Source organism: Actinomadura sp. WMMA1423 (assembly GCF_006547145.1).
Taxonomy (GTDB): domain Bacteria; phylum Actinomycetota; class Actinomycetes; order Streptosporangiales; family Streptosporangiaceae; genus Spirillospora.
Genome location: NZ_CP041244.1, coordinates 8,741,813 through 8,755,452, shown reverse-complemented (window position 1 = coordinate 8,755,452; position 13,640 = coordinate 8,741,813). Strand labels below are relative to the sequence as shown.

Genomic DNA, 13,640 nt, shown 5'->3' with positions numbered 1-13,640 from the left:
CGCACGAAATTTCGTCCGTCGCTCACGATGCGAAAGAAACCGCCGGGCGGGCCAGCAGGGGCCGGAACCTTGCCCCCCGCCCTCACGGTCGTCCCCCGGACGCCTACGCGCGGCTCACCCGGCGCCGCCGGCTCGCGCCGCTACCCGCCCGCGGGCCGCGACGCGGTCGCCGCCGAGGTCGCCCGCCTGCTGGAGGTCATCCGAGCGGGCGGCCGACGCGGTAGGTCACGTGGGTGACCAGGGGGGTGCGGGACGTCTCGACCGGCTCCAGCACCAGGTCGCCGACGCCCTCGAAGAGGCGCTCGCCCTTGCCGAGGACGATGGGCGCGATGTGCAGGCGGAGCTCGTCGATCGCTCCCGCCGCCAGGTACTGGTTCACGGTGCTCGCACCCCCGGCGACCGAGACGTCCCGGTCCCCCGCGGCCCGCCGGGCCTGGGCCAGCGCCGACCCGATCCCGTCGGCGACGAAGTGGAACGTCGTGCCGCCCTTCATCGAGAAGCTCTCCCGCGGGTGGTGCGTCAGCACGAACACCGGCGCGTGGTAGGGCGGCTCCTCACCCCACCAGCCGGTCCAGTCCGGGTTCCACGACGGGCCGCGGTCGGGGCCGAACATGTTGCGCCCCATGATGAAGGCCCCGGCCGACGTGATCTTCTCGAGCACCTCGGCGTTGGCGTCGGCCTCCTCGAACATCCACCGGTGCAGCCGCTCGCCGTCCTCGCCGAGCGGCTCGGCCAGGCTCTGGTTCGGTCCGGCGGCGAAGCCGTCGACGGAAATCCCGATGTCGCAGGTGACCTTGCTCATCTCCGGTACCTCCTTGGCGGGCGCCCCGCGGCGCCTCTCACCAGTGGATCGGAACCGCGCCCGCGTTCTCGACATCCCGGGCGCCGCGAAGATGAGATCTTTTGAACCCGTGGGTGCGGGATGCCCGTGCTTCGGGGTGTCGCGTGCGCGGCGGGGGGCCGAACCTGGGAGGACGACCTGTCCATTGACAGCCGCTTGGAGCGGAGCACAGAAGAGGACGTGCCGGCCGGCGCCCCTGAGGCGGGCGAGCGGCCGAGACGGCGGCGGGTCGCGGCGCGGGCGGCGACCGGTGCGGCGTTCCTGCTCGTGCTGGCCGCGCTGGTCACGCCGGCGGAGTTCGCGCGGCTCGGCCTCGGGGCCTTCGCGCGCATCCCGATCGAGGGCGTGGTCGGCGTGGCGCTGATCCTCGTGGTCCCGGCCAGGGCCAGGCGGTACGCGGCGGGGACGGCCGGGGCCGTCCTCGGGCTGCTGCTCGTGCTGAAGGTGCTGGACATCGGGTTCGACGCGGTGCTCGTCCGGCCGTTCGACCTGGTGCTCGACTGGCCGCTGCTGGGGCCCGCCGTCGAGTTCGTCAAGGAGTCGTCCGGGCAGGCGGGGGCGGTCGCGGCCGTGGTCCTCGCGGTGGCGCTGGCGGTCGGCGTGGTCGTGCTGACCGCCCTGTCGACGCTGCGCCTGAGCCGCGTGGCCGTCCGCCACACCCGGTCGGCGGCCTGGGCCGCCGGGGTGCTGGGAACGGTCTGGATCGCCTGCGCCGTGCTCGGCGCGCAGTTCGTCCACGGCCTGCCCGTGGCGTCCAGGAGCGCGGCCGTCCTCGCGTACGACCACGCGCGGCAGGTGCGGACGAGCCTGAACGACCGCAAGGAGTTCGAGAAGGCCGCGGCCGTGGACGGGTTCCGCAACACGCCGCCCGACAAGCTGCTGACCGGGCTGCGAGGGAAGGACGTCGTCCTGGCGTTCGTGGAGAGCTACGGGCGGTCGGCGGTGGAGAGCCCGCGGTACGCGCCGCAGGTCGGCGCCGTCCTCGACCAGGGGACGCAGCGGCTGCGCAAGGCGGGGTTCTCCGCGCGCAGCGGATGGCTCACCTCCTCGACGGCGGGCGGCGGCAGCTGGCTGGCGCACGCCACGCTTCTGTCGGGCCTTTGGGTCAACAACCAGCAGCGGTACCGCGCGCTGGTGAACAGCGACCGGCTGACGCTGAACGGGGCGTTCCACCGCGCGGACTCCCGGACGGTCGCGCTGATGCCGGCGATCACCCGGGCCTGGCCGGAGGCCTCCTTCTACGGCTACGACAAGGTCTACGACGACCGCAACCTCGGCTACCGCGGCCCGCGCTTCAGCTTCGCCACCATGCCCGACCAGTACACCCTGTCGACGCTCCAGCGCACCGAGCTCGCCAAGAAGGACCGGGCGCCGGTGATGGCCGAGACGGCGCTGGTGTCGAGCCACGCCCCGTGGGCGTCGATCCCGCGGCCGGTCCCGTGGGACCAGGTGGGCGACGGCTCGGTCTTCAACGGGATGGGCAAGGGCTACGACGCGCCCTGGCCGCAGGCCGGCCGGATCCGCGACGAGTACCGCAAGTCGATCGAGTACACGCTGAACACGCTCGTCTCGTACGTGGAGACGTACGGGAACAAGGACTCCGTGCTGGTCTTCCTCGGCGACCACCAGCCCGCGCCGCTCATCACCGGGCCGGGCGCGAGCCGGGACGTCCCGATCACGATCGTTGCCAAGGACCCCGCCGTGCTGGACAGGATCTCCGGTTGGGGCTGGCAGGACGGCCTGCGCCCCGGCAGGAGCACCCCCGTGTGGCCCATGAGCGCGTTCCGCGACCGTTTCTTGACCGCGTTCGGAGGCTGACGGCGGATCAAGAAGGCGCCTCCGGGGAGGGGAAGGGGATGAACAGCGTCCTGCGCGCCGCGAGGGCGGCGCTGTGACCTCGCTGTCCGCGGAGCCCGGACGGCCCGCCGCGGCCCCGGCCGAAGCGGAGCCGACCCGGTTCCGGGCGCTGCGCCGGAGCTGGGTGCTCGCGGCGGTCGTGGTGGCGCTGCTGGTCCAGATGGCCGCCGCGATGGCCACCACGGCGGTGCGGCAGAGCCCGACCGTCGACGAACCCGTCTACGTCAGCGCGGGCGTGACCTACCTCCGCGACCACGACCTTCGCCGCAACGCCGAGCATCCGCCGCTCGGCAAGCTGCTCATCGGCGCCGGTGCGGTGCTCACCGACCCGCACCTGCGCGCCTCCTTCGACGGCGGCGACTACAGGTTCGGGAGGCAGTTCCTGTACCGGTGGGGCAACGACCCGCAGCGGGTGCTGCTCGCCGGGCGGCTGCCCGTCATCGCGCTGACCCTGCTGTTCGGGCTGGTCGTCTTCGCGTTCGCCCGCGATCTCGCCGGCCCGGCCGGGGGGCTCGCGGCCCTGGCCCTTTACGCCTTCTCCCCCGACGTCATCGCGCACGGCTCGCTGGCCACGCTGGACGTCCCGGCGGCCGGGCTCCTGCTGACGTCGGTCTGGCTGCTCTGGCGCGCGAGGCGGAGGCCGCGGCCGTACCTGCCGCTCGCCGGGCTGGCGCTCGGGGCGGCCGTGGCGACCAAGATGAGCGCGCTGCCGGCCGTCCCGGTGCTCCTGGCGCTGGCGGCGGTGTCGGTCTGGACGTCCCGACCGTCGCGCCGCCCCCTGCCGACCGCCGTGCTGTCGGCGGCGGGAGTCGGGGTCCTGGCCGTCGCGGTGGTGTGGGCGAGCTACCTCGCGGTGGACCCGCGGCTGCGCTGGACGGCGCCCGCCGATCTGCCGACCGTCGGCGGCCTGCGCGGGCAGGCCGCGGGCTGGCTGCCGTTCCCCCGGCCCTTCCAGGACGGGATGCGGGCCCAGTTCGGGTTCGAGGACAGGCGCTGGACGGGCTTCCTGTTCGGCCAGGTCTACCACGGCTCCCGCTGGTACTACCTCCCGGCCGCGCTGCTGGTGAAGACGCCGCTGGGCATGCTCGCCCTGTGGGCGGCGGGCGTCGCGGCGACGCTCACCCTCCCCCGGCTGCGCCCGGCCGCGCCGTACCTTCTGGCGCCCGCGGCCGTCCTGCTGGCGGGGGCGATGACCGGGTCGCGCGACCTCGGCGTCCGGTACGCCATATTCGTCCCGATCTTTCTGGCGGTGGCGGCGGGCTGCGCGGTCCTCGTCCGGTGGCCGTGGGCCAAGGCCGCGACGGTCGCGCTCCTGCTGTTCGTCGCCGTCAGCTCGCTGCGGACCTTCCCCTACTACCTGCCGTACTCCAACGAGGCGTTCGGCGGCCCGTCCAGGACGCACCTGCGCCTGCACGACTCCAACGTCGACTGGGGCCAGGACCTCGGGCGGCTCGCCGACCGGCTCCGGGAGCGGTATCCGGACGAGCCGGTCTGGCTCGTCTACAAGGGCAGCGGCAGCCCCTCCTACTACGGCATCCGGGCGAGGGACCCGCTCACCGCGCCCCCCGGCCGGGTGCGCGGGCTGCTGGTGGTGTCCGACAGCTGGATCGTCAAGAACGACCCGCGGCTGACGCCGCTGATCCGCTCCAGCGAGCCGATCGACGAGGTCGGGCACTCCATCACCATCTTCCGCCGGCCCGCCCGGGCTCCCTAGCCCGAGCCGCGCGGGTCAGCGGCGGCGGGTGTGGGCGCGCGACCAGAGCGCGGTCCAGCCGCCGTGCGCGAGCCAGGACGCCGGGACGCGGAGGCCGTGGGCGGCGATCTCCTCCCAGAACACGGTGGTGTCGGCGCCCAGTTCGCGCGCGTCGGGGAAGGCCCGCTGCCAGGGCCCCTCCTCGTCCTCCAGGGTCGTGGCCGGGTAGCCGGGGACGGTGGTGGTGCGTGGCGGCATCACCGGGACCAGGACGGCGTCCGGTGCGGCGCAGGTGATGGCGACGGCGAGCGCGCACAGCAGCGGCTCCGTCGCGGACCTGGCGAGGGCGCGGGCGATGACGGGGTCGTCTCCGGCGGCGAGCACGCCGACCGCGCGGCGGATCCGGCGCGCGACGAGGTCGAGGGAGTAGGCGTCGGCGATGGCGGGCGGCTTGACGAGCCTGCGCAGCACCTTCGGCAGCGGGGGCTCGCCGAGCAGGAGCGGAAGCTGGTCGTAGCGGTCGCGCAGCGCCGGGTCGAGGGCGTCGAGGGCGGAGCGCAGGGGGCGGTGGCCCGAGGCCGCCCAGAGCCCGACGAGATCGGTGGCGTCCTCGTCCAGCGCGCGGCGGACGGCCCCGGTCAGCTGCGGGCCGCCGAAGCGGCGCAGCCTCGCGAGCGCGGCGTCCGGCCGGGTGCCCGCCACGGCCGCGACGGCGCCGAGCGCCGCCGGGGCGGCCCGCGCCCACGACCGGTCGGCGAGCTCGCCGAGGGCGGGGCCCGCCTCCTCGACGAGGCGCGGCGCGGCGCGCCGCCGGGCCGGGCGGACCGGTGGCAGCTCGTCGGGCACCGGTGCGGTCTCGTCCTTGACGGCGCCGGGGAGCGTGGCCGTCCACTCGCGGAACCGCTGTTCGAGGGCCTCCTCCGGCGTGTCGTTGAACCGCGCGGCGATCTCGCTGACCCGCCAGCCCCGGGACGCGGGCCGCAGCGGGACGAGTTCGGCGTTGGCGACCAGCAGTCCTTCCGCGTCGTAGAGGCCCGCGAGTCCGCTCCGGCCCGCCCTGGCCTCCTCGACGTAGGCCGGTCCCGCGATGCAGTTGCCCATGTAGTCCGCCCATTCGGCGGTGTCCCGGGCACTGCGCGCGATCATGAACCGGAGACCGGTCCCGGGCACGGCCGCGCCGTCCACCGCGGCGAGCGGCGCCGGGACGGCGAAGTCGCCGGTGAGCGCCTCGGCGATCGCGGTGGCCGACATCAGGCCGGCGGTGAAGTCCGCCCACGTGCGGGGCGCCCGGGGCGGGACGCCGCCGAGCGCCACCAGCTGCGCCGCGCCGGAGACGGCGCCGCTGATCGAGTCGAGGCGCGGGGTCAGCGGCTCGACGGCGGTCGGCGGGTCGTGGTCGAACCACGGCTCGCCGGTGCCGGGCGTGGGCTGCGCGAACTCGTGCCCGTGCAACCGGGCGAGGGCGTCGATCAGGTCGGCGTACCAGAGCAGGTCGCCGGCGGTCTCCACGTCGGCGGGGTCGTCCCCGGGAGCGAGCCTGCGGCGCAGCGGCTCCGCGTCCCCCAGCAGCGGCCCCGTCCACGTCGGGATGCCGTCCCACTCCGCCGGAGGGCGGTCGTAGCCGGCGACCTCGCGCCACGGCCGCAGGTCGGTCGTCCAGCCTCGCAGGACGGCGTCCCGCCTCCCGAGCAGCTCGCGCATCAGCCGCCCGAAGTCCTCGGCGACGACGAGCGCGAAGTCGCGGGCACAGGCCAGGCGCGGCCGGGTGTGACCGGCGAGCTTGGTGGCCTTCCCGCCCCCGTCGAGCCTGCGCACCAGATCGCGGACGTACACGACGGGACGCGCCGGAAGGCCGGTCTGCCCCCGCACGCGGCCCCCCCGCTTGGCGGCGCGGTCGGACGTCACGGACGCGGCCGCGCGCAGGAGCGGGGCCGAGCGCTCAAGGCCGTCCTCCAGCCCGTGGTCGGCGACGGCCGCGGCGGTCCGGAGCAGCGCGGTGGCGCCGAGGGCGTCCTGCAGGAGGTCGGTGAGCCCCGCATGCCAGTACCGGTCGTCGGGGACCCAGCGCGCGGCGTCGGCGAGGGACGGCTCCCGGCTCGGGTAGTACGAGCGCACCCGCGCGAGGACCCGTTCGTCCTCGTGGCGGCGGCGGCACTCGCGCAGGTCGGGGACCCGGTCGTGGCGGCTCTGCGTCGCCAGCCGCGCCTCGCGCCGGGCGAGGCCCGCCCGGTGCTCGGCGACCCGCTCCCACAGGTCCAGCAGCAGCGCGAGCCGGCGGGGCGCGGGCAGCCCCTCGAACACCTGCCGCAGGTACCGGGCGAGAACGGACGGCGGGCCGCCGGGGGTGAGGTCGAGGCCCGCGGGAGCCTCCAGGGCGAGGACCCGTTCGAGCTGCTCGGGTCCGAGGACGTCGCTGGCCGCCGACGCCAGGTGCAGCGCGGTCCACCGCCCGTCCTCGATGGCGCGCGCGGCCGCCGCGCCGACCCGCCTGGTGACCGCGGGCCCGAAGAGCGCGACCAGCACCCCGGCCCGGTCCCCGAGGCGGTGCGCGCCGCCGAGGCCGACCGCGCGGAGCGCGGCGAGGACGGCGTCCCGCTGGTCCCCGCGGGCCCCCTCCAGCCGCGCGGACCGGAACCCTCCGCCGAGGTCGACGCCCGCACCGGCCGCGGCGGCGCCGCCGTCGGCGACGAGCAGCGAGAGCGCCCGGAGGGCCTCCGCCACGTCCTCGTCCGGGGCGTCCTCGGGGCCCAGCGCGACGGGAGTCCCCGGGCGCGCGTCCGCCCCGTCCAGCAGCCGGAGCGGACCGGAGGGCCGGGCGATCCAGGCATGGCGCCCGGAGGCCACCACTCCCCCAGAAAGCCGAATCTTCACCCGCACCATGATCCTCCCGGCGCCCGTCCCCCGCCAACGGGTTTCCGCGCCTCCGCCGGTCAGTGTGGTTTTCTGTGGTCATGTACGACGTGGTCATCGCGGGCGGCGGGCACAACGGGCTGGTCGCGGCCGCCTACCTGGCCGGCGCCGGGAAGCGCGTGCTCGTGCTGGAGCGGCTCGGGCACTTCGGCGGTCTGGCGGTCTCGGCGCGGATCTTCCCCGGGGTGGACGCCCGCGTCTCGCGGTACTCCTACCTGGTGAGCCTGCTGCCGTCGCGGATCGTGCGCGACCTCGGCCTCGGCGTCGAGCTGCGCGGGCGGCGGTACTCCTCCTACACGCCCGCCGGGGACGGCGGGCTGCTGATCGACAACGGGGACCCCGCGCGCACGGCGGCGTCCCTGGGGGCCGACGCCGGCGCGTGGCGCCGGTTCTACGCGATGGCCGGCCACGTCGCCGAACGCGTCGCGCCGACCCTGCTGGAACCGCTGCGCGACCGCGCGGGGCTGCGCGAGGCGGTGGACGACGAGGAGGCCTGGCGCGACGTGTTCGAGCGGCCCATCGGCGAGGTCGTGGACGAGCGCTTCACCGACGACACCGTGCGCGGGGTCGTCCTCACCGACTCGCTCATCGGCACGTTCGCCGACACCTCCGATCCCGCGCTCCTGGCCAACCGGTGCTTCCTCTACCACGTCATCGGCGACGGGACCGGCGACTGGAACGTGCCGGTCGGCGGTATGGGCGCGGTCACCGGGGCCCTCGCCGAAGCCGCCCGCGCGGCGGGGGCCGAGCTGCGGTCCGGGATGGAGGTCCTGCACGTCGACCCGGCCGGGGAGGTGGCGTTCCGGGACGCCGAAGGGGCCGAGCACACCGTCTCGGCCAGGTGGGTGCTGGTCAACATGCCCCGGGAGCGTTCGGCCGAGGGATCGCAGCTGAAGGTGAACATGGTGCTCTCGCGTCTGCCGCGGCTGCGCGACCTGTCCGTCCGGCCGGAAGAGGCGTTCGCGGGCACCTTCCACATCAACGAGGGCCGGCGGCAGCTCGACACCGCCTACCGGGAGGCCCGCGAGGGCCGCGTTCCGGCCGTCCCGCCCGCCGAGGTGTACTGCCATTCGCTGACCGACCCGTCCATCCTCGGACCGGAGCTGCGGGAGGCCGGGGCGCACACGCTGACGCTGTTCGGCCTGCACATGCCCGCGCGGCTGTTCCGGCCGGACCCCGCGGGCGTGCGCGCCGCGGCGCTGCGCGCGACGCTCGCGTCCGTCGACTCGGTACTCGCCGAGCCGATCGAGGACTGCCTCCTGCGCGCCCCGGACGGCACGCCGTGCCTGGAGGCCAGGTCGCCCGTCGATCTGGAGGACGAGGCCCGCCTCCCGGGCGGCCACATCTTCCACCGCGACCTGTCGTGGCCGTTCGCGGAGGCGGCCGGAGAAGTCGGGCGGTGGGGCGTCGAGACCGAGCATCCGCGCGTGCTGCTGTGCGGGGCGGGCGCCCGCCGGGGCGGCGGCGTCAGCGGGATCCCGGGCCACAACGCCGCCCGCGCCGTCCTGGAGGCCGGTTAGGCGCGGCCGCAGGCCCGGTGCAGGGCCGCGACCGCGGCCGCGGGATCGTAGGACGGGAGCACCGCGGCCAGGTGGCCGTCCGGGCGTACGACGTGCACCGTGCCGGGGCCGGAGCGCAGGGCCGTCCGCAGCGACCCTTCCGCGTCGATGGCGTCCAGCGCGTGGACCCGGTGCGGGACGTCGGTCGGCAGCCTCTCGGCGTGCCCGCCCTGGGTGAGGACCACGAACCGCGTGCCGAACAGGCGGCGCAGCCGGGTCGGCTCGCCGTCCACGACGCACGGGCCGTCCGGGCAGAGGACGCCCGGCACCGGCGGCCGGGCGGCCCCGGGTCCGCGGGGGAAGTCCTCCAGCGGCCCGGCGGGGGTGGTCAGCGGCGAGTCCAGGTACCAGAACGGCTCGGCGAGCCGGCCCGAGTCGATGATCGTGCGGGGGTCCGGGTGCGTCCGGGCCGCCTCCAGGGCCTCCGCCCGCCGCGCCCGCTGCCTCGCGGTCCGCGGGACGAGGAACTCCATCGTCCGCGTCGTCACCCGCAGGTTCTCCTCGGCGGCGGCCCGGCGCTCGGTGTCGTAGCTGCGCAGCAGCCCTTCCGGGGCCCAGCCGCGCCGGACGAACGCGAGCTTCCACGCGAGGTTCTCCGCGTCCTGCACGCCGGAGTTCAGGCCGCGTGCGCCGAACGGCGCGTAGAGGTGGGCCGCGTCCCCCGCCAGGAACGCGCGGCCGGACGCGAACGCCGCCGCGCACCGCTCGTGGAACCGGTACACGGTGGCCCACACGATCTCGTACGGGACGTCCCCGGTGATCCGGCGGATGCGGGCGTCCAGCGCGCCCGACCCCCGCTCGGCGTCGAGGTCGAGGTCGGCGGGGACCTGCCAGTCGATGCGCCACGTCCGGTCGGGGCACTGGTGGACCAGGACCTGGCGGCCGGGGTTCCATTCCGGGTCGAAGTAGAACCGCCGCTCGCTCGGGAACGGCAGGTCGGCCCGGATGTCGCAGATGAGGAACCTGTCGGTGAAGGTGCTGCCGGGGAAGCCGATGCCGAGCAGCTCCCGGACGGCGCCGTGCCCGCCGTCCGCGCCGACCAGGTGGGTGCCGCGCACGGTGCCCCCGCCTTCGGTGCGGGCCTCGACGCCCTCCTCGTCCTGCCGCACGCCGCTGACGCGGTGCCCGTAGCGGACGTCGACGAGGGGTTCGGCGGCGGCGAGGTCGCGCAGCCTCGCCTCGACCTCCGCCTGGGAGATGTTGATCCAGGGAGGCACGGCGCTCTGCCCGGCGCCGGTGAAGGTGACGGCGAACAGCTCGTCCCCCCGGTGGTAGGTGCGGCCGGTCGTCCAGGTCACCCCGCGCTCGATCATCGGCTCGGCGCAGCCGACCCGGTCGAGCACGTCGAGGACGTCCCGCTGGAAGCAGATCGCCCGGGACCCGGACACGTCGCGCCGCGCGGCGGCCTCCAGCACCACGGCCGGCACGCCGTGCCGGGCCAGCAGCAGCGCCGTGACCAGGCCGACGGGCCCCGCGCCCACGACGACGACCGGTTCGCTGTCGCTCACGGCTCCACCCGATCACGTCGCGGCGTTCCCGGCCACCTCCCGCGCGTCCGCGGCGGCCCGCTCGATCGTCCGGTCGGCGTCCCGCCGGTCCTGCCAGCCGCGCACGTCGGTGCCCTTGCCGGGCTCCAGGCTCTTGTAGATGTCGAAGAAGTGCGCGATCTCGTCGAGGACGTGCTCGTGGACGTCCCGCAGGTCGCGGATCCCGGCGTACCGGACGTCCCCGGCGGGCACGGTGAGGATCTTGGCGTCGGGGCCGCCCTCGTCGTGCATCCAGAACACCCCGACGCTGCGCACCCTGATCACGCAGCCGGGGAAGGTGGGCTCCTCCAGCAGCACCATCGCGTCCAGCGGGTCGCCGTCCTCCGCGCGGGTGTCCGGGATGTAGCCGTAGTCCACCGGGTACTGCGTCGAGGTGAACAGCATCCGGTCGAGCCGGATGCGGCCGAGCCGGTGGTCCATCTCGTACTTGTTCCGCGATCCCCGGGGGATCTCGACGATCATGTCGATCTCCATGTATCCCTCCCCAAAGGGAGCACTACCCCACAAGCCGCCCGCACCACGTCGCGCGGCGCCGCTTTTCGGCGGGCTGCGGTTCCGGGTCCCAGGAGCGGGGCTCAGTGGGCGGCGGCGTTCCAGTCGGGGCCGGAGCCGATGGCGACCTCCAGGCCGACCGTGAGCGGGTAGGCGGTCGTCATCCCGGTGCGGACGATCTCCCGCACCGCGTCCTCCTCGCCGGGCGCCACCTCGAGGACGATCTCGTCGTGCACCTGGAGCAGCAGGCGGCTCGCGAGCCCGGCCGCGGTGAGCGCCTCGTCCACCCGCAGCATCGCGATCTTGACGATGTCGGCGGCGGAGCCCTGGACCGGGGCGTTCAGCGCCATCCGCTCGGCGGTCTCGCGACGCTGCCGGTTGTCGCTGTTCAGGTGGGGCAGGTAGCGGCGGCGGCCGAGGACCGTGCGGGTGTGGCCGGTGGCCCGGGCCTCGGCGACGACGTGGTCGAGGTAGTCGCGTACGCCGCCGAGCCGCTCGAAGTAGGCGTCCATGAGCGGGCGCGCCTCGGCCACCGGGATGCCGAGCTGCTTGGCCAGGCCGAAGGCCGACAGCCCGTACGCCAGCCCGTAGGACATCGCCTTGATCTTGCGGCGCATGTCCGGCGTGACGGCGCCCGGGCCCGTCCCGAAGACCCGCGCGGCCATCGTGGTGTGCAGGTCCTCGCCGGTCTCGAACGCCGCCAGCAGCGTCGGGTCCTGCGACAGGTGCGCCATGACGCGCAGTTCGAGCTGGCCGTAGTCGGCCGTCATCAGCGACGCGTAGCCCTCGCCGGGCGTGAACGCGCGGCGGATGCGCCGGCCCTCCTCCGTCCGGACGGGGATGACCTGGAGGTTCGGCTCGGTGGAGCTGAGCCGGCCCGTCGCGGCGACGGTCTGCTGGAAGCTCGTGTGGATGCGGCCGTCCGCGCCGATCTCCCGGAGCAGCCCGGCGACCGTGGAGCGCAGCCGCGCCTGGTCGCGGTGCCGCAGCAGGACCTGAGGCAGGCCGTTGTCGGTCCGGGTGGCGAGCCAGGTCAGCGCGTCCAGGTCGGTGGAGTACCCCGACTTGATCTTCTTGGTGCGGGGCAGGTCGAGCTCGCCGAACAGCACCTCCTGGAGCTGCTTGGTCGAGCCGGGGTTGAAGCGGCGCCCGGCGATCTCGGCGGCCTCGTCGGCGGCGCGCTCCATGGCGTCCGCGAAGTGCCGTTCCAGCTCGCGCAGGAGACCGGCGTCCACGTGGACGCCGGCGCGTTCGGCGCGGGCGAGCAGCCGGGACAGCGGCAGCTCGACGTCGCGCAGGACCTCGTCCATGCCCGTGGACGCCAGGTCGGCGGCGAACACCCCGGCCAGGTCGAGGACGGCGCGGGCGCTCTGCATCAGCCCCGCCGCGCCCTCGTCGGACGGGCGCCGCCCGAGGTGGCGGCCCGCCAGGTCGGCGATCGTGTAGGCGGCGAGGCCCGGCAGCAGGAGGTAGGCGGCCATCGCGGTGTCGGTGGCGATCCCGTCGAGGCGCGGGCCGCGCTCGCCGAGGGCGCGCAGCAGGGACTTCACGTCGTGCAGCGCCTTGGGGCGGTCCGGGTCGGCCAGCCAGGCGGCGAAGGCGCGCTCGTCCCGCTCGGTGAGGGCGGACGGCTCGAACGACGCCGCGTGCCCGTCCCCGGCGGCCAGCGCGATCCGCGCGAGACCGCCCGCGCCGCGCTCCCAGGTGAGATCGGCGGCGAGGCCCGTCAGGGCTGTCGCGTGGGCCTCCAGCCACCCGGCCAGCTCGCCCGGCTCCAGCTCCCGCCCGAGGACGGGCTCGGTCCCGTCGTCCTCCGGGGGGCGCCCTCCGCCGGGGTCGGCGGCGAACAGGCGCTGGCGGAGGCTGGCGTTGCGGAACTCCAGCTCGTCCAGCAGGGAGGTGAAGGCGGCCAGGTCGTAGGGGCGCCGCCGCAGGTCGGCGGGCGCCGCCGGAAGGTCCAGGTCGCGGACCAGCTCGGTCAGCCGCCGGTTCAGCCGGACCGCGGCCTCGGCGGCGCGCAGCTTCTCCCCCGCCTTGCCCTTCACCTCGCCGGCGCGTTCGAGCAGGGCGTCCAGGGACCCGAAGTCGCGGATCCACCTGGCGGCCGTCTTCTCCCCGATCCCGGGGATGCTCGGCAGGTTGTCGGACGGGTCGCCGCGCAGCGCCGCGAAGTCGGGGTACTGCGCCGGGGTCAGCCCGTACCTCTCCTGGACCGCGGCGGGCGTGTACCGGATCATCTCCGACGCCGTCCGGTAGTAGTACAGGACGGTGACGGCGTCGCTGACGAGCTGGAGCGCGTCCCGGTCACCGGTGACGATCAGCACGTCCATGCCGCCCGCCTCCGCGGCCGCCGCCAGCGTCGCGATGACGTCGTCGGCCTCGTAGCCGGGGGCGCGCAGCACCGGCATGCCCATCGCCGCGAGCAGCCGGTCGAGGATCGGGAGCTGGCTGCCGAACTCGCGCGGCGACCGCGACCGGGTCGCCTTGTATTCGGGGAACGCCTCGGTGCGGAACGTCTGCCGGGAGACGTCGAAGGCGACGGCGGCGTGCGAGGGGCGCTCGTCCCGCAGCACGTTGGCGAGCATGTTCGCGAACCCGTACACGACGTTGGTCGGCTGCCCGGAGGTGGTGCTGAAGTTCTCCACCGGCAGCGCGTAGAACGCCCGGTAGGCCAGCGAGTGGCCGTCCAGGAGCAGCAGGCGGGGCCGGTCGGTCATGTGTCACATCCTGGCACCGGGGGA

At 75.3% G+C, this 13,640-nt stretch carries 8 protein-coding genes; 3 read left to right on the top strand and 5 right to left on the bottom strand.

Going from position 1 to position 13,640, the window contains the following annotated elements; all coding sequences use genetic code 11:
* Window positions 1-196: 196 nt before the first annotated feature.
* Window positions 197-802, bottom strand: a complete 606-nt coding sequence (locus FKD65_RS40350; RefSeq protein ID WP_141584888.1) for a dihydrofolate reductase family protein — start codon at window positions 800-802, stop codon at window positions 197-199.
* 195 nt (window positions 803-997) lie between these two features.
* On the opposite strand from FKD65_RS40350, the gene FKD65_RS40345 reads away from it, so the two are divergent.
* The gene (locus FKD65_RS40345; protein WP_205718437.1) at window positions 998-2,659 is read left to right on the top strand and encodes a sulfatase; all 1,662 of its coding nucleotides are present in this window, start codon (window positions 998-1,000) and stop codon (window positions 2,657-2,659) included.
* A 73-nt stretch (window positions 2,660-2,732) separates the two neighbouring features.
* Window positions 2,733-4,412: a glycosyltransferase family 39 protein gene (locus tag FKD65_RS40340; protein WP_205718436.1), complete on the top strand. Its 1,680-nt coding sequence runs from the start codon at window positions 2,733-2,735 to the stop codon at window positions 4,410-4,412.
* Between the two features lie 15 nt (window positions 4,413-4,427).
* On the opposite strand, the gene FKD65_RS40335 is transcribed toward FKD65_RS40340, so the two are convergent.
* A complete protein-coding gene (locus FKD65_RS40335) occupies window positions 4,428-7,262 on the bottom strand; it encodes a hypothetical protein (RefSeq protein ID WP_141584886.1) in 2,835 nt (944 codons plus the stop codon).
* Between the two features lie 80 nt (window positions 7,263-7,342).
* Between FKD65_RS40335 and FKD65_RS40330 the strand changes: the two genes are divergently transcribed.
* Window positions 7,343-8,821, top strand: a complete 1,479-nt coding sequence (locus FKD65_RS40330) for an NAD(P)/FAD-dependent oxidoreductase (protein ID WP_141584884.1) — start codon at window positions 7,343-7,345, stop codon at window positions 8,819-8,821.
* Here the strand turns inward: FKD65_RS40330 and FKD65_RS40325 are convergent.
* The 3 genes from FKD65_RS40325 to polA form a co-directional block, all read right to left on the bottom strand.
* Entirely contained in the window at window positions 8,818-10,368 is a 1,551-nt protein-coding gene (locus FKD65_RS40325) for an FAD-dependent monooxygenase (protein ID WP_141584882.1), read from the bottom strand. The genes FKD65_RS40330 and FKD65_RS40325 overlap by 4 nt on opposite strands.
* Window positions 10,369-10,380: 12 nt before the next feature.
* A complete protein-coding gene (locus FKD65_RS40320) occupies window positions 10,381-10,881 on the bottom strand; it encodes an inorganic diphosphatase (RefSeq protein ID WP_141584880.1) in 501 nt (166 codons plus the stop codon).
* 101 nt (window positions 10,882-10,982) lie between these two features.
* Complete coding sequence (gene polA, locus FKD65_RS40315) at window positions 10,983-13,616, bottom strand: DNA polymerase I (protein WP_141584878.1); 2,634 nt, start codon at window positions 13,614-13,616, stop codon at window positions 10,983-10,985.
* Window positions 13,617-13,640: the final 24 nt, after the last annotated feature.

Bases quoted from the DNA above. Each gene is read 5' to 3' on its own strand.
- polA (WP_141584878.1), bottom strand. From the start codon at position 13,616: ATGACCGACCGGCCCCGCCTGCTGCTCCTGGACGGCCACTCGCTGGCC.
- FKD65_RS40320 (WP_141584880.1), bottom strand. From the start codon at position 10,881: ATGGAGATCGACATGATCGTCGAGATCCCCCGGGGATCGCGGAACAAG.
- FKD65_RS40350 (WP_141584888.1), bottom strand. From the start codon at position 802: ATGAGCAAGGTCACCTGCGACATCGGGATTTCCGTCGACGGCTTCGCC.
- FKD65_RS40330 (WP_141584884.1), top strand. From the start codon at position 7,343: ATGTACGACGTGGTCATCGCGGGCGGCGGGCACAACGGGCTGGTCGCG.